Origin of the sequence: Nocardia sp. NRRL S-836 (assembly GCF_001279525.1) — a bacterium.
Taxonomy (GTDB): Bacteria; Actinomycetota; Actinomycetes; order Mycobacteriales; family Pseudonocardiaceae; genus Lentzea.
In genome coordinates this window covers 1-24,549 of record NZ_LGDY01000109.1, presented here as the reverse complement: position 1 = coordinate 24,549, position 24,549 = coordinate 1, and the positions used below count along the sequence as shown (strand labels likewise).

At 71.2% G+C, this 24,549-nt stretch carries 26 protein-coding genes; 19 read left to right on the top strand and 7 right to left on the bottom strand.

What is annotated here, in order from left to right; genetic code table 11:
- The 6 genes from pheT to ADL03_RS25995 all read left to right on the top strand — a co-directional run bounded on the left by pheT (window position 1) and on the right by ADL03_RS25995 (window position 5,128).
- A complete protein-coding gene (pheT, locus tag ADL03_RS26020; protein ID WP_053736175.1) occupies window positions 1-2,478 on the top strand; it encodes a phenylalanine--tRNA ligase subunit beta in 2,478 nt (825 codons plus the stop codon).
- A 226-nt stretch (window positions 2,479-2,704) separates the two neighbouring features.
- Window positions 2,705-3,145, top strand: coding sequence for a hypothetical protein (locus ADL03_RS26015; protein ID WP_053736174.1), 441 nt, complete (start codon window positions 2,705-2,707; stop codon window positions 3,143-3,145).
- Window positions 3,146-3,148: 3 nt separating this feature from the next.
- Window positions 3,149-3,538 carry a hypothetical protein gene (locus ADL03_RS26010; RefSeq protein WP_053736173.1) on the top strand — a complete coding sequence of 130 codons (390 nt, stop codon included), beginning with the start codon at window positions 3,149-3,151 and terminating at the stop codon, window positions 3,536-3,538.
- Window positions 3,535-3,990 carry a hypothetical protein gene (locus ADL03_RS26005; RefSeq protein WP_053736172.1) on the top strand — a complete coding sequence of 152 codons (456 nt, stop codon included), beginning with the start codon at window positions 3,535-3,537 and terminating at the stop codon, window positions 3,988-3,990. Before ADL03_RS26010 ends, ADL03_RS26005 begins: the two co-directional genes overlap by 4 nt.
- Complete coding sequence (locus tag ADL03_RS26000) at window positions 3,987-4,346, top strand: hypothetical protein (protein WP_053736171.1); 360 nt, start codon at window positions 3,987-3,989, stop codon at window positions 4,344-4,346. Before ADL03_RS26005 ends, ADL03_RS26000 begins: the two co-directional genes overlap by 4 nt.
- 284 nt (window positions 4,347-4,630) lie before the next feature.
- Window positions 4,631-5,128, top strand: a complete 498-nt coding sequence (locus tag ADL03_RS25995; RefSeq protein WP_053736170.1) for a hypothetical protein — start codon at window positions 4,631-4,633, stop codon at window positions 5,126-5,128.
- On the opposite strand, the gene ADL03_RS25990 is transcribed toward ADL03_RS25995, so the two are convergent.
- Window positions 5,097-5,660 (bottom strand): GNAT family N-acetyltransferase, encoded by a 564-nt coding sequence (locus tag ADL03_RS25990; RefSeq protein ID WP_053736169.1) that lies wholly within the window; start codon window positions 5,658-5,660, stop codon window positions 5,097-5,099. The two genes, ADL03_RS25995 and ADL03_RS25990, sit on opposite strands and share 32 nt — an antisense overlap.
- Window positions 5,661-5,670: 10 nt before the next feature.
- Window positions 5,671-6,339 carry a DNA alkylation repair protein gene (locus tag ADL03_RS25985; RefSeq protein ID WP_053736222.1) on the bottom strand — a complete coding sequence of 223 codons (669 nt, stop codon included), beginning with the start codon at window positions 6,337-6,339 and terminating at the stop codon, window positions 5,671-5,673.
- A gap of 195 nt (window positions 6,340-6,534) precedes the next feature.
- On the opposite strand from ADL03_RS25985, the gene ADL03_RS25980 reads away from it, so the two are divergent.
- The gene (locus tag ADL03_RS25980; RefSeq protein ID WP_053736168.1) at window positions 6,535-7,551 is read left to right on the top strand and encodes a hypothetical protein; all 1,017 of its coding nucleotides are present in this window, start codon (window positions 6,535-6,537) and stop codon (window positions 7,549-7,551) included.
- A gap of 78 nt (window positions 7,552-7,629) precedes the next feature.
- On the top strand, window positions 7,630-9,045 hold the full coding sequence (sthA, locus tag ADL03_RS25975; protein WP_053736167.1) for a Si-specific NAD(P)(+) transhydrogenase: 1,416 nt from the start codon (window positions 7,630-7,632) through the stop codon (window positions 9,043-9,045).
- Here sthA and ADL03_RS25970 read toward each other — a convergent pair.
- From ADL03_RS25970 to ADL03_RS25960, 3 genes are read right to left on the bottom strand one after another with little or no spacing between them, the layout of a single operon-like run.
- On the bottom strand, window positions 9,032-9,673 hold the full coding sequence (locus tag ADL03_RS25970) for a response regulator transcription factor (protein ID WP_053736166.1): 642 nt from the start codon (window positions 9,671-9,673) through the stop codon (window positions 9,032-9,034). The two genes, sthA and ADL03_RS25970, sit on opposite strands and share 14 nt — an antisense overlap.
- A 10-nt stretch (window positions 9,674-9,683) precedes the next feature.
- Window positions 9,684-11,165, bottom strand: coding sequence for a sensor histidine kinase (locus ADL03_RS25965; RefSeq protein ID WP_053736165.1), 1,482 nt, complete (start codon window positions 11,163-11,165; stop codon window positions 9,684-9,686).
- A complete protein-coding gene (locus ADL03_RS25960; RefSeq protein WP_053736164.1) occupies window positions 11,162-12,646 on the bottom strand; it encodes a sensor histidine kinase in 1,485 nt (494 codons plus the stop codon). The genes ADL03_RS25965 and ADL03_RS25960 overlap by 4 nt, the downstream gene beginning before the upstream one ends.
- A 167-nt stretch (window positions 12,647-12,813) precedes the next feature.
- Here ADL03_RS25960 and argC point away from each other — a divergent pair, with 167 nt between their 5' ends.
- Genes argC through ADL03_RS25910 form a run of 10 tightly spaced genes read left to right on the top strand, consistent with a single transcriptional unit; the run spans window position 12,814 to window position 21,976 of the window.
- On the top strand, window positions 12,814-13,827 hold the full coding sequence (gene argC / locus ADL03_RS25955; RefSeq protein WP_053736163.1) for an N-acetyl-gamma-glutamyl-phosphate reductase: 1,014 nt from the start codon (window positions 12,814-12,816) through the stop codon (window positions 13,825-13,827).
- Complete coding sequence (gene argJ / locus ADL03_RS25950) at window positions 13,824-14,996, top strand: bifunctional glutamate N-acetyltransferase/amino-acid acetyltransferase ArgJ (protein WP_053736162.1); 1,173 nt, start codon at window positions 13,824-13,826, stop codon at window positions 14,994-14,996. The genes argC and argJ overlap by 4 nt, the downstream gene beginning before the upstream one ends.
- Window positions 14,993-15,862 (top strand): acetylglutamate kinase, encoded by an 870-nt coding sequence (argB, locus tag ADL03_RS25945; RefSeq protein WP_053736161.1) that lies wholly within the window; start codon window positions 14,993-14,995, stop codon window positions 15,860-15,862. The genes argJ and argB overlap by 4 nt, the downstream gene beginning before the upstream one ends.
- 20 nt (window positions 15,863-15,882) lie before the next feature.
- Window positions 15,883-17,016 carry an acetylornithine transaminase gene (locus ADL03_RS25940; RefSeq protein WP_053736160.1) on the top strand — a complete coding sequence of 378 codons (1,134 nt, stop codon included), beginning with the start codon at window positions 15,883-15,885 and terminating at the stop codon, window positions 17,014-17,016.
- Complete coding sequence (argF, locus tag ADL03_RS25935) at window positions 17,013-17,945, top strand: ornithine carbamoyltransferase (RefSeq protein ID WP_053736159.1); 933 nt, start codon at window positions 17,013-17,015, stop codon at window positions 17,943-17,945. Before ADL03_RS25940 ends, argF begins: the two co-directional genes overlap by 4 nt.
- Window positions 17,942-18,427 carry an arginine repressor gene (locus ADL03_RS25930; RefSeq protein WP_053736158.1) on the top strand — a complete coding sequence of 162 codons (486 nt, stop codon included), beginning with the start codon at window positions 17,942-17,944 and terminating at the stop codon, window positions 18,425-18,427. Before argF ends, ADL03_RS25930 begins: the two co-directional genes overlap by 4 nt.
- Entirely contained in the window at window positions 18,420-18,689 is a 270-nt protein-coding gene (locus ADL03_RS48735) for a hypothetical protein (RefSeq protein ID WP_053736157.1), read from the top strand. The genes ADL03_RS25930 and ADL03_RS48735 overlap by 8 nt, the downstream gene beginning before the upstream one ends.
- A gap of 27 nt (window positions 18,690-18,716) precedes the next feature.
- Entirely contained in the window at window positions 18,717-20,108 is a 1,392-nt protein-coding gene (gene argH, locus ADL03_RS25920; RefSeq protein ID WP_053736156.1) for an argininosuccinate lyase, read from the top strand.
- On the top strand, window positions 20,098-20,706 hold the full coding sequence (locus ADL03_RS25915) for a DNA-3-methyladenine glycosylase (protein WP_053736155.1): 609 nt from the start codon (window positions 20,098-20,100) through the stop codon (window positions 20,704-20,706). Before argH ends, ADL03_RS25915 begins: the two co-directional genes overlap by 11 nt.
- A gap of 16 nt (window positions 20,707-20,722) precedes the next feature.
- Window positions 20,723-21,976, top strand: coding sequence for an SMI1/KNR4 family protein (locus tag ADL03_RS25910; RefSeq protein WP_053736154.1), 1,254 nt, complete (start codon window positions 20,723-20,725; stop codon window positions 21,974-21,976).
- On the opposite strand, the gene ADL03_RS47370 is transcribed toward ADL03_RS25910, so the two are convergent.
- Window positions 21,968-22,123: a hypothetical protein gene (locus ADL03_RS47370; protein ID WP_157529235.1), complete on the bottom strand. Its 156-nt coding sequence runs from the start codon at window positions 22,121-22,123 to the stop codon at window positions 21,968-21,970. The two genes, ADL03_RS25910 and ADL03_RS47370, sit on opposite strands and share 9 nt — an antisense overlap.
- Before the next feature lie 99 nt (window positions 22,124-22,222).
- A complete protein-coding gene (locus ADL03_RS25905) occupies window positions 22,223-22,678 on the bottom strand; it encodes a hypothetical protein (RefSeq protein WP_053736153.1) in 456 nt (151 codons plus the stop codon).
- Between the two features lie 67 nt (window positions 22,679-22,745).
- On the opposite strand from ADL03_RS25905, the gene tyrS reads away from it, so the two are divergent.
- Window positions 22,746-24,020 (top strand): tyrosine--tRNA ligase, encoded by a 1,275-nt coding sequence (tyrS, locus tag ADL03_RS25900; protein WP_053736152.1) that lies wholly within the window; start codon window positions 22,746-22,748, stop codon window positions 24,018-24,020.
- The last annotated feature ends 529 nt before the right edge of the window (window positions 24,021-24,549 follow it).

The following is a 24,549-nucleotide window of genomic DNA, read 5'->3' as shown; positions in this document are numbered from 1 at the left end:
ATGCGCATCCCGGTCAGCTGGCTGGTCGAACACCTCGGTTTCGACGAAGTCCCCACCCCTGACGAGCTCGCCGAGGCGTTCGTGCGCATCGGCATCGAGGTCGAGGAGGTGAGCCCGCTCGGTCCCGTGACCGGCCCGATCGTCGCCGGTCGCGTCGTGGAGATCGAGGAGCTCACCGAGTTCAAGAAGCCGATCCGCTACTGCAAGGTCGAGGTCGGCCCCGAGCAGGTCAACAACATCATCTGCGGCGCCACGAACTTCGTCGAGGGCGACTCGGTCGTCGTCGCGCTGCCCGGCGCCGTGCTGCCCGGCGGGTTCGCGATCTCCGCGCGCAAGACCTACGGCCGCACGTCGGAGGGCATGATCTGCGCCGCCGACGAGCTCGGCATCGGCGACGACCACTCCGGCATCCTCGTGCTGCCCTCGGGCACCGCCACGCCCGGCGACGACGCGATGGAGCTGCTCGACCTCGACGACAGCATCATCGAGGTCTCGCCGACGCCCGACCGCGGCTACGCGTTCTCGGTGCGCGGCCTGGCCCGTGAGATCGCCTGCGCGCTGGACGTGCCGTTCGGCGACCCCGGCCTCGCCGAGGTCCCCGAGCCCGAGGGCGAGGCCTGGCCGGTCCGGATCGAGGACCGCAACGGCTGCTCGCGCTTCGTGGCCCGCCGGGTGTCCGGTGTGGACCCGACCGCGCCCACGCCGTGGTGGATGCGCCGCCGCCTGATGCTGGCCGGCATGCGCTCCATCTCGCTGCCCGTCGACGTGACGAACTACGTGATGCTCGAGCTCGGTCAGCCGCTGCACGCGTTCGACGCGGCGGCGTTGTCCGGTCCGCTGACCGTGCGCAGGGCCGCCGCGGGCGAGAAGCTCACGACGCTGGACGACGCTGTTCGTGCGTTGGATGTCGATGACATCGTCATCGCCGACGACTCCGGAGTCGTTTCACTGGCCGGTGTCATGGGCGGCGCGTCGACCGAGGTCCGCGACAGCTCCTCGGACATCCTGCTGGAAGCGGCGAACTGGGACCCGGCGTCCATCGCCCGCACGGTCCGCCGCCACAAGCTCCCGTCGGAGGCCGCCAAGCGCTTCGAGCGCACGGTCGACCCCGCACTGGCGCCGGTGGCGCTGGAACGCGCCGCGAAGCTGCTGGTGCACTACGGCGACGGCGCGATCAAGCCGGGCCGCACCGACGTGGGCACGCCCGTGCTGCCCGAGCCCGTCTCGATGCCGATCGACCTGCCCGACCGCGTCGCCGGCGTCCGCTACGCCCGCGGCGTCACGGCGCGGCGGCTCGGCCAGATCGGCTGCCAGGTCTCGGTGACCACCTCGGACGACGGTCAGACGCTCGTCACCGCGGTGCCGCCGACGTGGCGTGCCGACCTCGGGCAGCCCGCCGACCTGGTGGAGGAGGTGCTGCGGCTGGAGGGCTACGACACGATCCCCTCGGTGCTGCCGCCCGCACCCGCCGGTCGTGGCCTGACCGAGCAGCAGCGCCGCCGCCGCACCGTGTGGCGCACGCTGGCCGAGGACGGCTTCGTCGAGGTCAAGCCGTTCCCGTTCATCGACCCGTCGGTGTTCGACGCGTTCGGTCTCGCGGAGGGCGACGTCCGCCGCGACACCGTGGGCGTGCTGAACCCGTTGGAGGCGGACAAGAACGTCCTCGCCACGACGCTGCTGCCGGGCCTGCTGGAGACGCTGCAGCGCAACCTGGCCCGTGGCGCCCGCGACGTCGCGCTGTACAACATCGCGCAGGTGACCCTGCCGCGCGCACAACAGGTTCCGGTGCCCGTGCTGGGTGTCGACCGCCGTCCCACCGAGGCCGAGGTGGCCTCGATGCTCGCCGCGCTGCCGCAGCAGCCGCTGCACGTCGCGGGCGTGCTGACCGGGCACCGCGAGCTCGCGGGCTGGTGGGGCAAGGGCCGCGTGGCCGACTGGTCGGACGCGGTCGAGGCCGCCCGCCGGGCCGGTGCCGCGTACGGCGTGACGCTGCGCGTGGTGGCCTCGGACCTGCTGCCGTGGCACCCCGGCCGGTGTGCCGAGCTGCGTGTCGGCGACTGGCCCGTGGGCCACGCCGGTGAGCTGCACCCGAAGGTGGTCGAGGCGCTGGGGCTGCCCAAGCGGACCGTGGCGTTCGAGCTCGACCTCGACGCGCTGCCGCTGGACGACCACCGCCCGGCGCCGACGGTGTCGCCGTACCCGCCGGTGCTGCTGGACGTGGCGCTCGTCGTCGACGCGTCCGTGCCGGTGCAGTCGGTGTCGGACGTCCTGCGCGCGGCCGCGGGCGAGCTGCTGGAGGACATCCGCCTGTTCGACGTCTACACCGGCGAGCAGGTCGGCGAGGGCAAGAAGTCGCTCGCGTACTCGCTGCGCTTCCGTGCGCCCGATCGCACGCTCACGGTGGAGGAGGCGACGTCGGCCCGTGACGCCGCCGTTGCCGCCGCCGGCGAACGTCTGGGTGCGGCACTGCGCGCCTGATCAGTCACACACCGTGAGGCCCGGGATTCCGCGGAATCCCGGGCCTCACGGCGTCACGGGACCGGATACCTCCAGTCCGCGTACGCGAATAGCCGCCGGATGCGGGTTGACAACAGTGCCGACCAGGCACCTGTTCACGAGTCTTGTGCACGCTGTGTAGTGGTTGAGGGTTCTTCAAACTTGCTGCCGTACCCACCGGGCAGCACCTCCACAGGGGAGAACCTCCATGCACAAGCGCACCGCCGTCATCGCAGCAGTCGCCGTCGTCGCCGTCGGTGGCGGCGTCGCCTACGCGGCCTGGTCCAGCACCGGCACCGGCTCCGGCAAGGTCGCCTCGACCCAGGAGATCGCCTCGACGATCACCCCGGTCGACGGCTCCGGCGGCCTGTACCCCGGCCGCACCGTGAGCTTCCAGGTGACGATCAACAACCCGAACGCCTACCCGGTCAGAGTCACCGGGATCTCCGCGGGGGCGTCGGACCTCGTCGGCGGGTGCGCCGCCGGCACCGTCACCAGCCCGGCCGTGACCAACCCGACCGGCACGATCACCACCGGCCAGTCCGGCACCTACACGTTGCAGGCGACCATGAGCACCACCGCGACGAACGAGTGCAAGGCCCAGACCTTCACCCTGCCGCTCACCGCCACGCTCGAATCGGCTGCGTGAGCGATGCGCCGCTCCCTGGCCGTGCTCGCCGCACTGCTGGTGCTCGCGCCACTGCCCAGTGCGGCCGAGAGCCCCGGCAAGGCGTTCACGATCGCGGACGTCGGCGCGGCGACGGGGTTGGTGCCCGGTGGGACGGTGACCCGGAAGGTCCGGGTCACCAACCCCACCAACGTGGACATCCTGGTCACCCGCCTCGACGCGGCGGTCGGCCGGCCCTCCTCGCGGTGCCCGGCGACCGCGGTGACCGTGACCGCGCCGGCGACACCGGTGCTCGTCGCCAAGAACGGTTCCGCCGACGTGCCGCTCACCGTCCGGATGGCCGCCTCGGCCCCGGACGCCTGCAAGAACCTCACCTTCCCCCTCACCTACTCGGGAACGGCGACCAAGCCATGATCAGCTTCAGGGAGCTCGTCCGCAGGCGGTACGTCCGCCGAGGCGTCATCGTGTTCGCGGTCGCGACGGCCGCGCTCGGTCCGGGGGTCGCCTACGCGGCGTGGACGAGCTCCGGCACCGGCAGCGCCACCACGAAGGCGGGCACCGCACTGGCTCCGGTGGTGACCGGCGGCGCGGTCACCACCGGCCTGCTCTTCCCCGGCGGCACGGGCACGGCGGTCGTCACCGTCGCCAACCCCAACCCGTACCCGGTGCGGGTCACGTCGATCGCACCGAACGGGAGCAGCTGCGGCGTCACGTTCACCGCGTTCGCCCCCGGCACCGCGCTCGCCGCGCAGAGCGACCCGGTGGCCGTCCCGTTCACCGTGGCCATGGGGCTGGACGCGCCGAACACCTGCCAGAACGTGGCGATCGCCGTGCCGGTGACGGTCACGATCGCGAGCGGGACGTGAGGCGCCCGGTGGTCGCCGCCGCGGTGCTGTGCCTCGCCGTGGCGGTGGCACAGCCCGCGTCGGCGGCCTGGCAGACGTCGTCGGCCGGACCGGCCGGTGCCAAGGGCGGCCTGCTGGCCGACGTGACCGGTGTGGCGTGCACGGCGACCACGATCTCGTGGACGGCCGTCATCGGCGCCACCGGCTACAACGTCTCGTGGAGCGACAACGCCGGCAACGGCAACTCGAACTTCACCACCCCTGTGCGCGTCACCGGCACGTCGTACGCCGTGTCCGGCGGGGGTGTGAAGCGTGCGCGGGTGCAGGCGCTGGCCGGGACCACGTGGGCCAGTGCGGTGATCGTGAAGGTCTGCTGACCGAAGTTCGCTCGATCGGCTGAATGTCGCCGATCGGGATTCGGAATCAAACCAGCAGGTGGTAGCCCTGCGTAGCTGTCAAGGTGCCGAAGGTCCCGCATTACACAGGGAAATCGGCGCCCGTCAGACGCTTGCGCAGTACGTGAAGGTTCTCCAAGATTGGCGGCGCGGCCCGCTGGGCCGAGGGGCGAAGCGATGAACCACCGGGCGAGTCTGGTCGCCGGTCCGGTGGGGAGCTAGAGGCGAACCCACCGCCTGGAGCAACAACTCTGGAGAGTTGCGCCATGCGTAGTTTGGGTCCTCGACTGGAGATCGCCGTCTCGCTGACGATCCTCATGGTCGGTGCGGCCGTGGTGGCGGCCATGCACCTGACGTGGCCCGAACCGCAGGTTCCCGCGATGGCGTACTCGGTGAGCAGCGGCGAGTCCGGCATGCAGCAGCTCAAGCCGTTCGAGATCAACGACATCTCCGGTGCCCCGGTGGAGCTCACGCCGGGTGCCGAGGGCAAGCGCACGGTGCGGTTGTCGAACCCCAACGCCGTCGACATCATCGTCGAGAGCCTGTCCGCCGTGCCGGGGCAGCCGCTCGACGCCACGCAGCAGCGCGTCGCGGGCTGCCCGGCCGGTGTGCTGAGCGTCGTGCCGCTGACCGACGTCGTGGAGATCCCGGCCGGGGGAGCGGTCGAGGTGACCATGAAGGTCCAGGTCGCCGTGGACGTGCCGGCCGCGTGCAGCGAGCTGGTCTTCCCGCTCACCTACTCGGGGCGCGCGAAGCACGGCTAGCGAGCCGTTCGCGTGCCGCCGGCCACTCGCCGGCGAGCATCGAGTAGACGACCGTGTCACGCTGGGAGCCGTCCGGCCGGGTGGTGTTCGCCCGCAGCACGCCGTCCCGCACCGCGCCGAGCTTCTCGATGGCGCGCTGCGACCGCACGTTCGCCGCGTCGGTGTACCAGCCCACCCGCACCGCGCCGCGGTTCTCGAAGGCCTCGGTGAGCAGCAGCAGCTTGGCCTCGGGGTTGATCGCGGTGCCGTGCCACTCGCTGCCGACGATCGTGTAGCCGATCACCAGCCTGCGGTGTTCCGGCACCACCTCGTAGAACGAGGTCGTGCCCACCACACGGCCCGAGGCGACCTCGATCTGCGCGTAGGCCTCCCTCGACCCGATGGCCGCGGCGACCCACCGGCGCATCTCCTCGACGTCGCGCGGCCGGCTGCTCAGCAGCCACGTCCAGAGGTCCGGGTCGCGGGTGACCTCGAACAGGCCCTCGGCGTGCGACAGCGACAGCGGCTCCAGCCGTACGTGCGTCCCCCTCATGCGATCGACCCTAGAGGTGTTTGAGCGCCTCGCGCCGTGACAACGGCGACAGCCCCGGCCGTGCCGCGACGAACGCCCGCACCCATCCCGGATCGGTCTTCGCGTAGTCGCGCAACGCCCACCCGATCCCCTTGCGCAGGAAGAAGTCCGGGTCGTCCGCGTTGGCGTCGACGCACGCGGTCAGCAGCTCCTCGTCGGTGGCCGCGCGGAACCCCAGCTGGCAGAGGACCGACGTCCGCCGCCGCCACCGGTCCGGGTCGGCCGACCACCTCAGCATCATCGGCCGCACCACCTCGGGTGCCGTCCGCAGCAACGGGCCCACCCGTTTCGACGCGATCTCGTCGACGTAGTCCCACCACGCACCGGTCACGACCATCTCGTCGAACCACGGCATGAGCTCGACGGACTGAAATCGTTTGTCCCCGCTCAACGACAGCGCCACGTACCGTTCCTCGCGAAAAACCGCGTCACGCCACAACGTCTGCACCGCGTCGAGCCATTCATCGCGGTCGTCGATTCGCGGCAGCGTCTTCAGCAAGGCCGCGCGCTGCGGCTTCCGCACGCCCAGGAACGGCATGTCGGACTTCATGTACGCCTGCATCTCGGGTGCCTTGACCGGGTCGGCCAGCTCGGCCAGCCCGCTGCGGACGGCGTCGACCACCGCGTCTTTGCCACTCACGTCCGGCACCGTACAGCCGGGTGCCCGAACACACGCCGTTAATCCAATTGCCCGAAAGGGTGACGGTCAATCGGCTTACTCAAGTCGAATTCCACGAACCGAATAGCGGTCCCAAGCTAACGAAAACGCAAAACATCTTCGCCACGGTCTCACAACGGACAACGAACACATGTGCGGCTACTACAGTTCGCTTTCATGCGCGTGCTGATGGTGGTGGTGGCGCTCGTGCTCGGCAGCATGAGCGCCACGAAGGCGGAACCGGCCGGTTTCCTGGATCTGCCACTGCTCAACGGGAACGGTGAGCAGCGCGGTGGCGTGCACCCCGACCTGCCGACCGACCGGGTCGAGCTGGAACGCGCGCTCGACTCGGCCCGCTCGCGGGGCCTGCACCCGACCCGCTACCAGGCGCTGCTGTGGCAGTACTGGATCGTCCGCGCCGCCGACGACGCGGGCGTGCGGCTCGCCGACTGGGACCCGCAGCGCACCGCCGAGCACAACCGGCCGATCATCTTCGCCGTCTACGACTTCTACGCGCGGCTCTACCTCGCCCACCCGGACACGTTGCGGTGGATGGGGTTCGCGAACATCGGCGCGCCCGCGTTCGCCGCCGGCATGCTCGACCTCGGCACGCTGCCGGAGTTCCGGTACTTCTCCACGATGCTGATGTCGATGCAGAAGCACATCTTCATGGACCTCGGCGCGATGCACGCCGCCTACCTCGGCGGTGGCGTCGCGGCCGTCGAGGAGATGCGCGACGCCGGGATCATCGACGCGGCGACGACCGCGGCCTGGGCCGACCCGGCACGGGCGGTGCTGGCGTTCTCCAACCGCGAGCAGAACCTGGTGATCCCCGACCAGTTCGACCGGATGCGCGCCCGGCTGCTGCCGCCCGGCGAGATCGTCACCTACGCGATGACGGTGGCGGGACCGATGCCCGTGCCGGGCGCGAAGACCCCGGCGCAGTACCGGCCGCTGCTGTGCGGCCCGCTGCCCGCGTTCAACTACGCGGACCGCCTGGCCCGCTGGGACTTCCTCGCCAACGACACCGTTCCCGCCTACGAACGCCTGAGTCCCGGAGCCGTGCGCGACATCGTGACCCGGCCCTTCGCCGACCGGGTGGCCGAGTACCGCGCGGCGGCGCGGTTGCTGGACCTGATCCTGAAGCTGCCGGCGAGGGCCGCGGCGTGCGGTCTGGCGCTGCTCACCGGCTGACCGCCACCGGCCCCCCGTCCAGCGGGTTCATCTTTCGTTCAGGGGTGGAACCGGTGCGCGCTGAGTAGGCTGCCGACCATGACGTCGTACGACTACGACCTGATCGTCATCGGCTCCGGCCCCGGCGGCCAGAAGGCGGCGATCGCGGGTGCGAAACTGGGCAAGCGCGTGGCGATCATCGACAAGCAGGAGATGGTCGGTGGCGTCTGCGCGAACACCGGCACGATCCCGTCGAAGACGCTGCGCGAAGCCGTGATGTACCTGACCGGCATGAGCCAGCGCGAGCTCTACGGCGCGAGCTACCGGGTCAAGCAGGACATCACGATCAGCGACCTGATGGCCCGCACGCAGCACGTGATCGGCCGCGAGGTCCAGGTCGTGCGCGCGCAGCTGCACCGCAACGGCATCGACCTGCTCAACGGCTTCGGCCGGTTCGTGGACGCGCACACCGTCGCCGTGGAGGGCACCCACCGCGGGGACCGCACGACGATCAGCGGCGAGTTCGTGGTCATCGCGACCGGCACGACGCCGGCCCGTCCGTCCGTGGTGGACTTCGACGAGGAGCGGATCCTCGACTCCGACGAGGTCTTCGCGTTGCAGGAGATCCCGTCGTCGCTGGTCGTGGTCGGCGCGGGCGTGATCGGCATCGAGTACGCGTCGATGTTCGCCGCGCTCGGCACCCGCGTCACGGTCGTCGAGCAGCGGGAGAAGATGCTGGACTTCTGCGACCCGGAGATCGTGGAGTCGCTGAAGTTCCACCTGCGCGACCTCGCCGTCACGTTCCGGTTCGACGAGAAGGTCGTCGACGTCTCGGTGTCCGACTCCGGCACGATCACGACGCTGGCCTCCGGCAAGCGCATCCCGGCCGCCGCCGTCATGTACTCGGCCGGCCGGCAGGGCTGCACCGACCAGCTCGACCTCGCCGCCGCCGGGCTGGAGGCCGACCGCCGCGGCCGGCTCAGCGTTGACGAGCACTACCGCACACCGGTCGAGCACATCTACGCCGTGGGCGACGTGATCGGCTTCCCCGCGCTCGCCGCGACGTCGATGGACCAGGGCCGCCTGGCCGCCTACCACGCGTTCGGCGAACCGGTGCACGAGCTGACGGCGTTGCAGCCCATCGGCATCTACACGATCCCGGAGATCTCCTACTGCGGCGCCACGGAAGCGGAGCTCACGTCGTCCGCGGTGCCCTACGAGGTGGGCATCTCCCGCTACCGCGAGCTCGCCCGCGGCCAGATCGTCGGTGACGCGTACGGCATGCTGAAGCTGCTCGTGTCCACTGTGGACCGCAAGGTCCTCGGTGTGCACGTGTTCGGCACCGGTGCCACGGACCTGGTGCACATCGGCCAGGCCGTGATGGGCTGCGGCGGCACGGTCGACTACCTCGTCGACACGGTGTTCAACTACCCGACGCTGTCCGAGGCGTACAAGGTCGCCGCGCTCGACGCCACGAACAAGATCCGCGCGCTGGACCGGTTCACCGTGCGGTGAGACCGGCGTCGTGGGCCACGATGGCGGCCTGCACGCGGTTGGCGCAGCCGAGCTTGGGCAGGATCCGGCTGACGTGCGCCTTCACCGTGCCGGTCGCCAGGTGGAGCCGGGCGCCGATCTCGGCGTTGGACAGGCCCGCCCCGACCAGGGTGAGCACCTCGCGCTCGGTCTCGGTGAGCGCGTCGATCCTGCGGCGGGCCCGCGCGCCGTTGTCCGGTGCGGTCAGGTGCCGCTCGATCAGGCGCCGGGTGATCTGCGGCGCGAGGATCGGCTCGCCCGCCGCAGCCTTGCGCACGGCGTTGATCAGCTCCTGCGGCGGGGTGTCCTTGAGCAGGAACCCGGTCGCGCCGGCCTTGAGCGCCTGCGCCACGTAGGCGTCCTCGCCGAACGTCGTGAGCATGACGACGTTCGTGCTCGCCGCGATCTGCTCGGCGGCCTTGAGCCCGTCGCCGCCGGGCATCCGGATGTCCAGCAGCGCCACGTCGACCCGGTGCGCGCGGGCGTGCTCGACGGCCTGCCTGCCGTCGCTCGCCTCGGCGACCACGGTGATCTCCGGGTCGTTCTCCAGGATCAGCCGGATCCCGGCGCGCATCAGCGTCTCGTCGTCGGCGATGAGGACTCGGATCACGCCGTGCAGCCTACGGGCGCTCCTGCTCCTTCGACGCGAGCTTGCCGTCGCGGAAGCACAGCTTGTAGACCAGGTCCGCGTTGTGCGAGCTGCGGAACCGCGAGCAGCCGTCGGCACCGAACTGGCCCAGGCCGTACTGGCCGAAGACCTCCTCGTCGCTCGTGGCGCCCACCCGCAGCGAGTCGAAGTACGGCGCGTTCATCTGCGACGGGTTGAACAGGGCGAAGATGAGCAGCACGAGCATCGCGCCGGTGACCGGCAGCAACGCGAGCAGCCCGAGGCACCCGCCGCCCAGCACCCGCGGCACGGTCAGCACCTCCGCGGCGAGCGGTGGCGGCACCTCCCGCACCTCGGCGGCGGACTGGTCGGCCTGCGCGGCCGGGTGCAGCGGCACGTCCGCCGCCACCCGGAACCCGCCCTCGACCGGCGGTCCCGCGCTGAACGCCCCGCCGAGCAGCCCGACCCGTTCCTCCAGCCCGACCAGGCCGCGCCGGGTGCCCTTGCCGGGCAGCGCGTCGGCCGGGCCGTTGAGCACCTGGATCCGCGCCCGTCCACCCTGGACCGCGACCTGGACCCGTGCGCGCGCCTTCGGTGCGTGCTTGTGCACGTTGGTCAGCGCCTCGCGGACCACCCGGTGCACCGCGCGCCGGGTGCGCGGGTCGGCGCCGTGCAGGTCGTCGCCCGACCAGTCGAGCGAGACCGCGATGCCCGCGTCGGCCGAGCTCGCGACCAGGTTCGCGATGTCGGTCCTGGTGCCGGTGTCCTCGTCGAGCGCCTCCGGTTCGGGGCTGGTCCGCAGCACGCCGAGGATCTCGCGCAGCTCGGCCATCGCGAGCGACGACGTGGTGCGGATCAGCTCGGCCTGCTCGTGCAGCTGCGGGGCCTTGCGCGCGGTCGCGAGCTCCAGCGCGCCGGCGTGGATGGAGATCAGGCTGAGCCGGTGGCCGAGCATGTCGTGCATCTCGCCGGCGATGTGCGCTCGTTCCTCGGAACGGGCCGACGCGGCGGTCAACGCGCGCGCCCGCTCCAGGTACTCGTTGCGCTCCCGCAGCAGCCGGACCATCGGCCGGCGGCGCCCGAACAGCATGCCCGACACCGCGGGGAAGAACACGAAGAAGACCGACCCGGCCACCGCGCCGAGCACCGCCTCCCAGAGCGGCATGGTCCGGTAGGTCTCCTGCAGGAGGCTGAACGCGCTCTGCAGCACCGTCATGACGCCGAGCAGCGCCCACAGCCGGCCGGGCCGCGCGATGCGCCGGGACGCGGTGAAGACCACGAACGTCGTGACGGCCTGCGCCCACAGGTTGTTGACCGCGAAGAGCGGGGCGGTGAGCACCAGCGCCCACTGCGGCCTGCGCGGGGCCAGCCACACCAGCCCGGCGATCCACAGCGCGGTGGCGACGGTCAGCGCCGGGTGCGGGACCGGGGCCAGCGGTGCGAGCAGCGGCACCAGACCGACCAGGAACGCCAGTACCGGCCAGACGACCCTCACCGCGTCAGCTCCCTCTTGGTGGTCAGCACGCCCTGCCGGGTGAAGCAGAGCTCGAAGTCGAGGTGGTCGTCGTCGCGCGCGTGGTAGCGGTAGCAGCCGGGGCCGTCCGCGGGCAGGCCGAAGCCGTGCGCCTCGGTGAGGTCGGACTCCTGCGTGACCGACACCTCGAACGCGGCGAACTCCTGCCGGGGCATCTCGCCGCTGCTGAACAGCGCGACCAGCAGCAGCACGAGCGCCGTGCCCATGGCGGGGACGACGGCGAGCGTGCCGAGGCAGCCGCTGCCGATGACCCTCGGCACGGTCAGGACGTCGGCGGTCACCGGCGGCGGCGCCTCGGTCACGGCACCGGCCGCACCGGTCTCCTCCGGCACGACCGGGTGCGACGGCAGGTCGGCCGCCACCCGGAAACCACCGGCGAGCCGGCCCGCGTCGAACTGCCCGCCGATCAGCGTGACCCGCTCCTCCAGCCCGATGAGCCCGCGCCGGGTGCCACCACCGCGGGGTTCGGCGCTCGGGCCGTTGACGACCTCGACCCGCACCCGGTCGGCCACGCGCACCGTCACGCGGGTCTGCGCCGAGGGCGCGTGCTTGTGCACGTTCGTGAGTGCCTCACGCACGATCCGATGCACGGCCCTGCGCAGCCGTGAGTCGGCATCGGCCAGGTCGTCACCGGACCAGTCCAGCGCCACGGAGACACCGGCGTCCCGGGAGGCGGCCACGAGCCGTTCGACGTCCGCGCGCGTCCCGGCGTCCTCGCCGGTCTCGGTCGTCCCGAGCACGCCGAGGATCTCGCGCAGCTCGTCCATCGCGACGGCGGACGTCTCGCGGATCAGCTCGACCTGGTCGCGCAGCTCGGGCGCCTGTTCCGCGGCGGAGAGCTCCAGCGCCCCCGCGTGCGCGCTCAGCTGCCGCAGCCGGTGGCTGAGCACGTCGTGCATCTCGCTCGCGATGTGGGCGCGGGTGTCGGACCGGGCGGTGCTGGCGGTCAGCAGGCGGGCGTGCTCCAGGTAGTCGTTGCGTTCCATGAGCACCTGCGTCAACGGCTTGCGGTGTCCGATGAGCGCACCGGCGACGGCGGGGAAGACCAGCAGGAACACCACGCTGAACCCGGTGCCCAGCAGGAACTCGGCCGGGCTGTCGCCGCTGCGCCACGCGTAGTACCCGCCGAACCCGGCCTGCAGCACCGCGCCGGCGGGCACCAGCACCCACAGCTGCCGCGCCGGGATCGACCTGGCGACCCGGAAGACCACCAGCGCGGTCGGGGCGATCGCGAGCAGGTTGTTGACCGCGTGCAGGGGAGTGGTGAGCAACAGCGCCGTGCGCGGCCAACGCGCGCTGACCGGCACCAGCGCCGCGGCCCACACCGCGGAGGCGACGACCACCCACCACGGCGCCGGCCGCCCGAGCGGTGCCACCACCGACGCCAGCGCCAGCAGCAGGACACCGGCCGCCCACAGCCCGTCGCGCAGCCTCACGTTCACGCTGATCATCCTTGCCGACGCGGGTGGACCGGCCACAGCGCCAGGTGGCCACGACCGCCCGGCCAGGTGGCCACGCTCACGTGAGGGTGCCCTTACCCGCGTTCGCGTGTTTCGATGGGGTTGCATTCGGCTTGAGTGAGTTTGCATGACTGTGCATAATCATTCGTATGACAGTGAGGATCGCGGTCGCCGGTGCCAGCGGGTACGCGGGAGGCGAGCTGCTACGCCTGCTCCTGGGGCATCCGGACGTCGAGATCGGCGCGCTCACCGCGAACAGCAGCGCGGGTGACCCGGTGCTCAAGCACCAGCCGCACCTCCTGCCGCTGGCCGGCCGCGAGCTCGTCGAGACCTCCGCCGAGACGCTGCGGGGCCACGACGTCGTCTTCCTCGCGCTGCCGCACGGCCACTCCGCCGAGCTCGCCGCGCAGCTCGGCGACGACACCGTGGTGATCGACTGCGGCGCCGACCACCGGCTGACCAGCGCCGGCGACTGGACGCGCTGGTACGGCGGGACGCACGCGGGCGCGTGGCCGTACGGCCTGCCCGAGCTGCCCGGTCACCGCGAGAAGCTGGTCGGCGCGCGCAGGGTCGCCGTTCCCGGCTGCTACCCGACCGTGTCGTCGCTGGCGCTCGCACCGGCCGTGGACCTCATCGAGGACGAGGTCGTCGTCGTCGCCGTGTCGGGCGCGTCCGGTGCCGGCAAGTCGCTGAAGCCCCACCTGCTCGGCTCCGAGGTGATGGGCTCCGCGAGCGCGTACGGCGTCGGTGGCGCGCACCGGCACACGCCCGAGATCACCCAGAACCTGAGCGGTGTGGCCGGCCGGCCGGTCAAGGTCAGCTTCACGCCGGTGCTGGCGCCGATGTCGCGCGGCATCCTCGCCACGTGCACCGCCACGTTGAAGGACGGCGGTGACGTCCGCGCGGTCTACGAGAAGGCCTACGCCGACGAGCCGTTCGTCCACCTCCTGCCCGAGGGCATGTGGCCGACGACGAACGCCGTCCTCGGCTCGAACGCCGTCCAGCTGCAGGTCACCGTCGACCCGGACCTCAACCGCCTCGTGGTCGTGGCCGCCGTCGACAACCTCGCCAAGGGCACCGCCGGTGCCGCCGTCCAGTGCATGAACCTCGCTCTCGGCCTGCCGGAGACGACCGGCCTCTCGACCGTTGGAGTCGCACCGTGAACCGCAACAAGGGCGTCACCGGGCCCCGGGGCTTCCGCGCGGCCGGGGTCGCCGCAGGGATCAAGCCCTCCGGCGCTCCCGACCTCACCCTCGTCGTGAACGACGGCCCGCAGGACGCCGCCGCGGGCGTCTTCACCACCAACAAGGTGAAGGCCGCGCCGGTGCTGTGGTCGCAGCAGGTGGTCCAGTCGCGCCGCCTCACCGCGGTCGTGCTCAACTCCGGCGGCGCCAACGCGTGCACCGGCCCGGAGGGCTTCCAGGACACCCACGCCACCGCCGAGAAGGTCGCCGAGGTGCTCGGCACGGGCGCGGTCGACGTCGCCGTGTGCTCCACCGGCCTGATTGGTGAGCGGCTGCCGATGGACAAGGTCCTCGCCGGCGTCGAGCTGGCAGCCAAGGAGCTGGCCTCCTCCGACGAGGCCGGTCTGGCCGCCGCGACCGGCGTGATGACCACGGACAGCCGCCCGAAGCAGTCGTGGAAGGCGTCGGAGCAGGGGTGGTCGATCGGCGGGTTCGTGAAGGGCGCGGGCATGCTCGCCCCGAACATGGCCACGATGCTGTCGGTCCTCACGACCGACGCCAAGATCTCCGGCGAGCAGCTCGACCGGGCGTTGCGCGCGGCCACCAGCCGGACCTACGACCGCCTCGACGTCGACGGCGGCACGTCCACCAACGACACCGTGCTGGTCCTGGCCTCCGGTGCGTCGGGCGTCGAGCCGTCGTTCGAGGACTTCACCGCGCTGCTCACCGAGGTCGCGGGCGACCTGGTCAAGCAGCTGCAGGGTGACGCCGAGGGCGTGACCAAGGAGATCAGCATCACCGTGCGGCAGGCCGCGACCGAGGCCGAGGCCGTCCTGGTCGGCCGGACCGTCGCCGAGGACAACCTGGTGAAGACCGCGTTGTTCGGCAGCGACCCGAACTGGGGCCGGATCGCGATGGCCCTGGGCCGCGCCGACGCGCAGATCGACCCGGACGTGCTGCAGATCCTGATCAACGGTGTGTCGCTGTACCGCAACGGGACTCGCGCCCGCGACCGGTCTGAGGCCGACCTGTCCGGCCGGGACATCGAGATCGTCATCGACCTCAACGTCGGCGACGCCGAGGCCACGATCCTGACCACGGACCTGTCCCACGACTACGTCGAAGAGAACAGCGCGTACTCGTCGTGAACGCACAAGAAAAAGCGGCCGTGCTCGTCGAGGCGCTGCCGTGGCTGGAACGCTTCCGCGGCGCGCTCGTCGTCGTGAAGTACGGCGGCAACGCGATGATCGACGACGAGCTGAAGAAGGCGTTCGCCGAGGACATGGTGTTCCTGCGGCTGTGCGGTCTGCGCCCGGTCGTCGTGCACGGCGGCGGCCCGCAGATCAAGTCGATGCTCGACCGGCTCGGCATCCACAGCGAGTTCCGCGGCGGCCTGCGCGTGACCACGCCGGAGGCCATGGACGTCGTGCGGATGGTGCTCGTCGGCCAGGTCGGGCGCGAGCTCGTCGGGCTGATCAACCAGCACGGCCCGTACGCGGTCGGCATCTCCGGCGAGGACGCGCACCTGTTCACCGCCACCCGGCGCGGTGCGGTCGTGGACGGCGAGGAGGTCGACATCGGTCTCGTCGGCGACATCACCGAGGTCAACCCGGACGCGGTGCTCGACATCGTGCGTGCGGGCCGCATCCCGGTCGTGTCGTCGGTCGCCCCGGACGTCCACGGCGTGCCGCACAACGTCAACGCGGACACCGCCGCGGGTGCGCTGGCGGTCGCGCTGGGCGCGGAGAAGCTCGTCGTGCTCACGGACGTCGAGGGCCTGTACGCGAACTGGCCGGACCGCTCGTCGCTGCTGAACCAGATCCGCGCCTCGGAGCTGGAGCAGCTCCTGCCGGGCCTGGACAGCGGCATGATCCCGAAGATGGAGGCCTGCCTGCGCGCGGTGCGCGGCGGCGTCCCGCAGGCGCACGTGATCGACGGCCGGCTGGCCCACTCGGTGCTGCTCGAAGTCTTCACCTCCGAAGGTGTCGGAACAATGGTGTTGGGGGACAAGTGACCACGCGTTGGCAACAGTCCATGATGGACAACTACGGCACACCGCGGCTGGCCTTGGAGCGCGGCGAGGGCGCGTACGTCTGGGACACCGACGGCAACCGCTACCTCGACCTGCTGACCGGCATCGCGGTCAACGCGCTCGGGCACGCGCACCCGAGGATCGTCGAGGCGGTGACCGCGCAGATCTCGAAGATCGGCCACACCTCGAACCTCTACGTCAACGAGCCCGCGCTCAAGCTCGCCGAACGCCTGCTGGACATCGCGGGCGAGCCCGGCAAGGTGTTCTTCTGCAACTCCGGCGCCGAGGCCAACGAGGCCGCGCTGAAGATGTCGCGCCGCACCGGCCGCACCAGGGTCGTGGCCACCATCGGTGGCTTCCACGGCCGCACCATGGGCGCGTTGTCGCTGACCGGCCAGCCCGGCAAGAGGACGCCGTTCGAACCGCTCGTGCCCGGCGTGGAGCACATCCCGTTCGGTGACGTCGCGGCGCTGGAGGCGGCGATCGACGACGAGACGGCGGCGTTCGTCGTCGAACCGATCCAGGGCGAGCAGGGCGTCGTCGTGCCGCCGGAGGGCTACCTGCAGGAGGCCCGCAGGATCACCGCCGAGCACGGCGCGCTGCTGGTCCTGGACGAGGTGCAGACCGGCATCGGCCGCCTCGGCACGTGGTTCGCGTTCCAGCAGGCCGGGATCGTGCCGGACGTCATGACGCTGGCCAAGGGCATCGGTGGCGGGCTGCCGCTGGGCGCCACCATCGGCTTCGGCGCGGCCGCCGACCTGTTCCAGCCCGGCCACCACGGCACCACGTTCGGCGGCAACCCGGTGTGCTGCGCGGCCGCACTCGCCGTGCTCGACACGATCGCCGCGGAAGGCCTGCTGGAGCACGCCTCCTCCGTGGGCAAGGAGATCGCCGCCGGTGTGGAGGCGCTGCACCACCCGGCCATCTCCGGGGTGCGGGGAGCCGGCCTGCTGCTCGGCATCACGCTGCGCGAGGCGGTCTCGGCGAAGGCCGCGGCGGCCGCGCAGGAGGCCGGCTACCTGATCAACCCCATCCAGCCCGACGTCATCCGCCTGGCGCCGCCGCTGGTGCTCGACGAATCCGACGCGCAGTCGTTCGTGGCCGCGCTGCCGACCTTTTTCGAGGAGCAGGCGTGACTCTCCGGCACTTCCTCCGCGACGACGACCTCACGACCGACGAGCAGTCCGCGGTCCTCGACCTCGCGGACGCCTACAAGGCGGACCGGTTCACCGCGAAGCCGCTGGCGGGCCCCAAGTCCGTCGCCGTGATCTTCGAGAAGAACTCGACCCGCACCCGGCTGTCGTTCGAGGTCGGCATCGCGCAGCTGGGCGGCAACCCGGTGATCATCGACGGCCGCTCGATGCAGCTGGGCCGCGAGGAGACGATCGAGGACACCTCGCGGATCCTGTCCGGCTACGTCGACGCCGTGGTGTGGCGGACGTTCGCCCAGGCCCGCATGGAGGCCATGGCCAGCGTGTCGCGGATCCCGGTGGTCAACGCGCTGACCGACGAGTTCCACCCGTGCCAGGTGCTCGCGGACCTGCAGACCATCCGCCGCCGCTACGGCAAGCTGGCCGGTCTCACGCTGACGTACCTCGGCGACGGCGCCAACAACATGGCGCACTCGCTGCTGCTGGGCGGTGCCACGGCCGGTATGCACGTCCGGATCGGTGCGCCGGCCTCGTTCGTGCCGAACCCGCAGTTCCTGGAGGACGCCAAGAAGCGCGCCGCGGAGACCGGCGGCTCGGTGGCGTTGATCAGCGATCCGCTCGAGTCGGTCGACGGCTCGGACGTCCTGGTCACCGACACGTGGACGTCCATGGGCCAGGAGAACGACGGCAAGGACCGCGTCGGCCCGTTCCGGCCCTACCAGGTCAACGCCGACTTGCTCGCCGCGACCGGCAAGCCGGACTCGACGGTGCTGCACTGCCTGCCGGCCCACCGCGGCTGGGAGATCACCGACGACGTGCTCGACGGCCCGCAGTCGCTGGTGTGGCAGGAGGCGGAGAACCGGCTGCACGCCCAGAAGGCGCTGCTCGTGTGGTTGCTGGAGCAGTCGTCATGACCCGCACCGCCCGTCAGGCCCGCATCGTCGAGATCGTCAGCCAGCAGGCCGTCCGCAGCCAGTCGGAGCTCGCGAAGCTGCTGGCCGCCGACGGCATCGAGGTCACCCAGGCCACGCTGTCGCGCGACCTCGACGAGCTCGGCGCGGTGAAGCTGCGCGGGCCCGACGGCGGCGCGCCGGTGTACGTGATCCCGGAGGACGGCAGCCCGGTGCGGGGCGTGCAGGGCGGCACCACGCGGCTGGTGCGGCTGCTCAGCGAGTGGCTGGTCTCGGCCGACTCGTCGGGCAACCTCGCGGTGCTGCGCACCCCGCCCGGTGCCGCGCAGTTCCTGGCCAGCTCGCTGGACCGGGCGGCGTTGCACGAGGTCGTCGGCACGATCGCCGGCGACGACACGATCCTGGTCGTGGCCCGTGAGCCGATGACGGGCGCGGAGCTGGCCGAGCGGCTGACCGCCCTGGCCGCGGTGTCCGCCGATGAATGACCACCCGGTGCACGCCGTCGTGACGTTCGACGAGGGCGTGCCGGTCGCGGTGGACGGCGAGACGCTGACCGTGCCCGAGGCCGTGCGGGAGCTCAACTTCCGCGCGGGGGTGGTGCGGTCCAGCCTGGGATCGGTCGCGCTGCGGGTGGCGCGGACGGCCATCCGCGGTGGCTCGGGGGAGGTCGACATCACGCTGCTGGAGGGCCGCGTGGTGGGGATCGTGGCCCGTTCGGAAGAATCCCTTTACGACTTCGCCAGCTGAAGCGTTGGCCAACCGAAAGTTGCGGCAATGAGTTCTTTGTGGGGTGGCCGGTTCGAGTCGGGACCGGCCGAGGCGATGGCCCGCCTGTCGCTGTCGACGCACTTCGACTGGCGGCTCGCGCCGTACGACATCGCCGGCTCGCGCGCGCACGCCCGTGTGCTGCACGCGGCGGGCCTGCTCACCGACGACGAGCTCGCCGGCATGCAGAAGGCGCTCGACGAGCTGCTGGCCGACGTCGAGTCCGGTGCGTTCACGCCGGTGCTCGAAGACGAGGACGTCCACACGGCGCTGGAACGCGGCCTGATCGACCGCGCGGGCACCGAGCTGGGCGGCAAGCTGCGCGCCGGCCGGTCGCGCAACGACCAGGTGGCCACGCTGTTCCGGATGTGGCTGCGCGACGCCGCCCGCCGGGTCGCCGCGGGCGTGCTGGACGTCGTGGACGCGCTGGCGGCGCAGTCCGAGACGCACTTCGGCGCCGTCATGCCCGGCCGCACCCACCTGCAGTCCGCGCAGCCCGTGCTGCTGTCGCACCACCTGCTCGCCCACGCGCACGCGTTGCTGCGTGACGTCGACCGGTTGCACGACTGGGACAAGCGCGCGGCGTTCTCGCCGTACGGCTCCGGTGCGCTGGCCGGCTCGTCGCTGGGCCTCGACCCCGCGAAGGTGGCCGCCGACCTGGGCTTCTACGCGCCGGTCGAGAACTCCATCGACGGCACCGCCGCGCGTGACTTCGCGGCCGAGATCGCGTTCGTGCTGGCCATGGTCAGCGTGAACCTGTCGCGCATCGCCGAGGAGGTCATCATCTGGACCACCGCGGAGTTCCGGTTCGCAGTGCTGGACGACGCGTGGTCGACGGGCTCGTCGATCATGCCGCAGAAGAAGAACCCGGACGTGGCCGAGCTGGCGCGCGGCAAGTCGGGCCGGCTGATCGGCAACCTCGCCGGGCTGCTCGCGACGCTGAAGGCGCAGCCGCTCGCGTACAACCGCGACCTGCAGGAGGACAAGGAGCCGCTGTTCGACTCGGTCGAGCAGCTGGAGCTGCTGCTCCCGGCGTTCGCGGGCATGGTCGCGACGCTGCGGTTCGACGTCGACCGGATGGCCTCGCTCGCACCGGCCGGGTTCACCCTGGCCACGGACATCGCGGAATGGCTGGTGCGCCAGGGGGTTCCGTTCCGCGTCGCGCACGAGGCCGCGGGTGCGTGCGTGCGCGCGGCGGAGTCGCGGGGCGTGGGCCTGGAGGACCTGACCGACGAGGAGTTCGCGGCGATCTCGCCCGCGCTGACGCCCGACGTGCGTTCGGTGCTGACCGTCGGCGGCTCGATCGCGTCCCGCAACGCACACGGCGGCACGGCGCCCGAACGCGTCCGCGAACAGCTGGACGCGTTGGTGGCCAAGGCATCGGCGGCCCGTGAGTTCTAGGCTGCTCACCCAGGAGGAGCTGGCGGTCGACCCGGTCGACGCGTCCCGGCTCCTCCTGGGCTCGTTCCTGGAAGCCGGTGGCGTGCGCGTGCGCATCGTCGAGGTGGAGGCGTACCGGGGCGGCGACGACCCGGCGTCGCACTGCTACCGCGGCAAGACCCCGCGCAACGAGGTGATGTTCGGCCCGGCCGGTCACCTGTACGTGTACTTCGTGTACGGCATGCACTTCTGCGCGAACGTGGTGTCGCTGACCGACGGCGTGCCCGGTGCGGTGCTGTTGCGCGCGGGCGAGGTCGTGGAGGGCGAGGACGTCGCGTTCTCCCGGCGCCCGGCCGCACGTTCCGCCGCCGAACTGGCCAAGGGACCCGCACGGCTGTGCAAGGTCCTCGGGCTGGACCGTTCGTCCAACGGACTCGACCTCACGTCCGCCGAATCACCGGTGCGGCTGTACGCCGGTGACCCGGTCACGACCGTGCACTCCGGACCGCGCGTGGGTGTCGCCGTGGCGATGGACGTGCCGTGGCGGTTCTGGATCGACTCCCCGGCCGTGTCGACCTACAAACGCGGCGGGAAGCGGCGTTCTACAGTGACCCCCTGACGAACCGGGGGACCACTTGCAAGCGGAACTGGCCGCACTCGCGCACGAGCTCGTCACCGGCGTCGACCCCGGTTTCGAGTTCCTGACGCTGCGGGCGTCGTGCAGCGGCGGCGGTGGCACCTTCCGGCTCACGGCCGGGCCGTCCGACCACGACGTGGCCTCGTCCGCGTCGATGGACGGCCTGTTCCGGCTGGGGCTGGACCGGCCGGTCGTGCTGGAGCTGCGCGTCGAACCCGACGGGACGTTCGAGGCCGTCGTCACCGAGGGAATCGTCCAGGTCACCTCGTCCCTCCCGCCGACGTACACCTTCGTGCGGAAGCCACCCCAGCGCCCCACCGAGTTCGAAGTCACCTCGTTGAGCGAGGTGGAGGCCGTGATCGGGGCATCGCTGCCCGTGGAGGTGCACGAGCTGTACGCGCGCACCTCGATGGTCGACGAGGTGCAGCTGGACCCACCGGAGGAGATCCTCCGGAACTGGCGGTGGCACCTCGCCGACGTGGAGGAGGACCCGCGGCGGTGGGAACACCCCGTGCTGTACGCGGGACCACCCGACGCGGTGCGGCCGGTCCAGTTCCACCCGCTGTGGGTGCCGGTCGGGGCCAACGACTGGGGCGACGCGGTGTGCGTCGACCTCGCACCCGGCCCCGGCGGACGCGTGGGACAGGTGATCCAGCTGGCCGGTGAGGGGCCGCTGACGTACCTGGCCGACTCCCTGCCGGAGCTGGTGCTGCCCGACTCCTACCCCGGCACCACAGGGCTGGAGGACCACTTCGACGCGGGCGACCGCGCACCGGCGGCGCTGCCACCGACCCTGCAGCAGATCACCGTCCGCGAGCCGGGTGACCTCGACTTCGGCCTGCTCGCCCGGCTGACGTCGTTGCGCGAGCTCCGCGTCGTGCGCGGCGGTTCGGTGCGCCTCGCCGAACTCGCACACCTGCCGTTGCAACGCCTTGAGGTGACGGGCTACGAGATCGAGCTGCCGGCGTGCGAAACGCTGAAAGCGCTCGTGGTGAACGGTGCTCGCGTCGAGCTGCCCCCGTTGCCGAACCTGCGGGTGCTCGACGTGTCCCAGGCGGACGTGGACGTCGAGTCGCTGCCCCGGGTCGACTACCTCGTGCTGAACGCCGAGCAGTGGCGGCGGTGCCGGCAGACCCCGGCCGCGGCCGGGGTCGTCGGCGAGTCGTCGCTGGCCCGTGCGCTGGCGTGGGCGGCGGAACGCGGTGCGGGCCTGCCGCGCGAGGTGTTCAGGGGACGGGCCGCGTCAGCCTGACAGCTCGCCGACCGCCGCCACGAACTCCTCCTCCAGCACCGGGTCCACCTCGAACACCAGCGGCACGTTCACGTCGATCCGCTCGCCTGCCGTGAGCCGTCCGACCAGCGTGTCGGCGACCTCGCGGCATGCCCTGCCACACGACACCGACGGTGCTGGGCGAGCTTCTGCACCACGGCCCGGTCCTGGTCGGCGAACGACGGGGCGACGTCGAAGTCGTACCCGGTCACCCCGTCATCCTCGCCGCTACGGCCGGACGGTCGTCCTGCGGTACCAGGCGCGCCGGTGGTCGACCGGCAGCGCCAGCCGGGTGATCAGGCTCGTCAGCAGGGTGCCGATGAGCAGCCACAGCACCGCGGCCAGGCCCTCGTTGAACAGCACCGCCACCTTGGGGCTGGCCGGCGTGAACAGGCCGTCCAGGCCGAGGGTGATCCCGTCCGCCCACCCCGCCACGAACTGGAAGAACCCGTTGGTGGTGTTCGCGTCGGCGATCACCAGGAAGATGTGCACCAGCAGCACGATGGCGAACGCCCAGCACACGATGTCGATCACCGCGCAGACGCTGTGCACGGTCCGCACCTTGCGGTACGTGTCGTCGCGCCGCTCGACCACTTCCTCGACGACCGGCTCGTTCACGCGCTCGTTCACCCGCGGCAGGCGCTCGGTGGGCCGCCGTAACTCCGCATCACGTGGGTCCGTCATGGCGCTGGCGTACCCGTCCGCGCACCGGGTCGAAACACGTTGGACCAGGTAGGCGACAATGAGTCACGTGAGCGAGCACATCCTTGACGAACTGAACTGGCGCGGCCTGGTCGCGACGTCCACCGACCTCGACGCACTCCGCAAGGACCTGGACGCCGGCCCGCTCACCCTCTATTGCGGTTTCGACCCTACGGCGCCGTCACTGCACGCGGGCAACCTCGTGCCGCTGCTGATGCTGTCGCGGTTCCAGCGCGCGGGGCACCGGCCCATCGTGCTGGCCGGCGGTGCCACGGGCATGATCGGCGACCCGCGCGACACCGGCGAGCGCACGCTGAACTCGTTGGACACCGTCGCCGAGTGGGCCGGCCGGATCCGCGGCCAGCTGGAGCGGTTCGTCGAGTTCGACTCGTCACCCACGGGCGCCGTCGTCGAGAACAACCTCAACTGGACCGGCCAGGTCACCGCCCTGGAGTTCCTGCGCGACGTCGGCAAGCACTTCTCGATCAACGTCATGCTGTCGCGCGAGACGGTGAAGCGTCGCCTGGAGTCGGACGGCATGTCCTACACCGAGTTCAGCTACCTGTTGCTGCAGTCGAACGACTACCTGGAGCTGCACCGCAAGTACGGCACCTCGCTGCAGATCGGCGGCTCCGACCAGTGGGGCAACATCGTCGGCGGCGTGGACCTGATCCGGCGCGTCGAGGGCAAGCACGTGCACGCGCTGACCGCACCGCTGGTCACCGACGCCGAGGGCCGCAAGTTCGGCAAGTCCACCGGTGGCGGCAACGTGTGGCTCGACCCGGAGATGACCTCGCCGTACGCCTGGTACCAGTACTTCGTGAACGTCGGTGACGCCGACGTGCTCCGCTACCTGCGGCTGTTCACGTTCCTCACCCGCGAGGAGCTGGACGTGCTGGAGGCGGAGACGGCCGAGAAGCCCCACCTGCGCTCCGCGCAGAAGCGGCTCGCGCAGGAGTTCACCGACCTGGTGCACGGAAAGCGCGCGACCGAACAGGTGATCCTGGCGTCGTCGGCGCTGTTCGGCCGGGGCGAGCTGCGCGAGCTCGACGCACCGGTGCTGGAGGCGGCGCTGGCCGAGGCCCCGACCGGTGAGGTCCGGCTGGCCGACGAGCCCACGATCGTCGACCTGCTGATCGCCGGCGGACTGGCGGACAGCCGGGGCGCCGCCCGGCGCACGGTGAACGAGGGCGGTGCCTACGTGAACAACGCGAAGGTGACCGACGAGGAGTGGAAGCCGTCGGCGTCCGACCTGCTCCACGGCAAGTGGCTGGTCCTCCGCCGGGGCAAGCGCAACAACGCAGGCCTGCGCGTGGTGCTCTGACCTGTGCGTTCAGCCTTTCGAAGGCCGTCGACCCCACTGCGGGCCGACGGCCTTCGTGCTTTCTTGGTGTGATCGCGGTCACAGTGTGCTCGGGATGGCGCCTGCGATAGCTTGTCCATGGGTCCTGTATGGGGCTGTTGACCTGCGGTTTCTTAACCGTGGGTGACCAGGATGCCCCCGATTTGACCCGGCGTTGGCGTGCGTGTAACTTTCTCCATGTCAGCGCGGAACGGGCCGGAACACCGGAACGGAGCGCGACGGGGGTCACGAACCAAGCTTCCACGGACTGTGGTAGAGTGGGTGACCTCGAAACGATGAAGACCCAGCCGGTAGCTCGTCTGAGCTCAGAGGCCAAGGGCGTCGAAGTTTCAACACAAGCTTATGTACGACACAGCCTCGGATCGGGTCGCCATGCGGCGGGTCGTGATGATGAGCGCGTGTTCTTTGAGAACTCAACAGCGTGCCGATAACACAGCCAGTAATATGAATACTCCTCGTCAGGAGTATTCCTTTGAGTAGCTAGACCAGA

Coding starts and splice junctions, on each gene's coding strand:
- pheT (WP_053736175.1), top strand. CDS start 1: ATGCGCATCCCGGTCAGCTGGCTGGTCGAACACCTCGGTTTCGACGAA.
- ADL03_RS26015 (WP_053736174.1), top strand. CDS start 2,705: ATGCACAAGCGCACCGCCGTCATCGCAGCAGTCGCCGTCGTCGCCGTC.
- ADL03_RS26010 (WP_053736173.1), top strand. CDS start 3,149: ATGCGCCGCTCCCTGGCCGTGCTCGCCGCACTGCTGGTGCTCGCGCCA.
- ADL03_RS26005 (WP_053736172.1), top strand. CDS start 3,535: ATGATCAGCTTCAGGGAGCTCGTCCGCAGGCGGTACGTCCGCCGAGGC.
- ADL03_RS25995 (WP_053736170.1), top strand. CDS start 4,631: ATGCGTAGTTTGGGTCCTCGACTGGAGATCGCCGTCTCGCTGACGATC.
- ADL03_RS25990 (WP_053736169.1), bottom strand. CDS start 5,660: ATGAGGGGGACGCACGTACGGCTGGAGCCGCTGTCGCTGTCGCACGCC.
- ADL03_RS25980 (WP_053736168.1), top strand. CDS start 6,535: ATGCGCGTGCTGATGGTGGTGGTGGCGCTCGTGCTCGGCAGCATGAGC.
- sthA (WP_053736167.1), top strand. CDS start 7,630: ATGACGTCGTACGACTACGACCTGATCGTCATCGGCTCCGGCCCCGGC.
- argC (WP_053736163.1), top strand. CDS start 12,814: ATGACAGTGAGGATCGCGGTCGCCGGTGCCAGCGGGTACGCGGGAGGC.
- ADL03_RS25940 (WP_053736160.1), top strand. CDS start 15,883: ATGATGGACAACTACGGCACACCGCGGCTGGCCTTGGAGCGCGGCGAG.
- ADL03_RS25930 (WP_053736158.1), top strand. CDS start 17,942: ATGACCCGCACCGCCCGTCAGGCCCGCATCGTCGAGATCGTCAGCCAG.
- ADL03_RS48735 (WP_053736157.1), top strand. CDS start 18,420: ATGAATGACCACCCGGTGCACGCCGTCGTGACGTTCGACGAGGGCGTG.
- argH (WP_053736156.1), top strand. CDS start 18,717: ATGAGTTCTTTGTGGGGTGGCCGGTTCGAGTCGGGACCGGCCGAGGCG.
- ADL03_RS25905 (WP_053736153.1), bottom strand. CDS start 22,678: ATGACGGACCCACGTGATGCGGAGTTACGGCGGCCCACCGAGCGCCTG.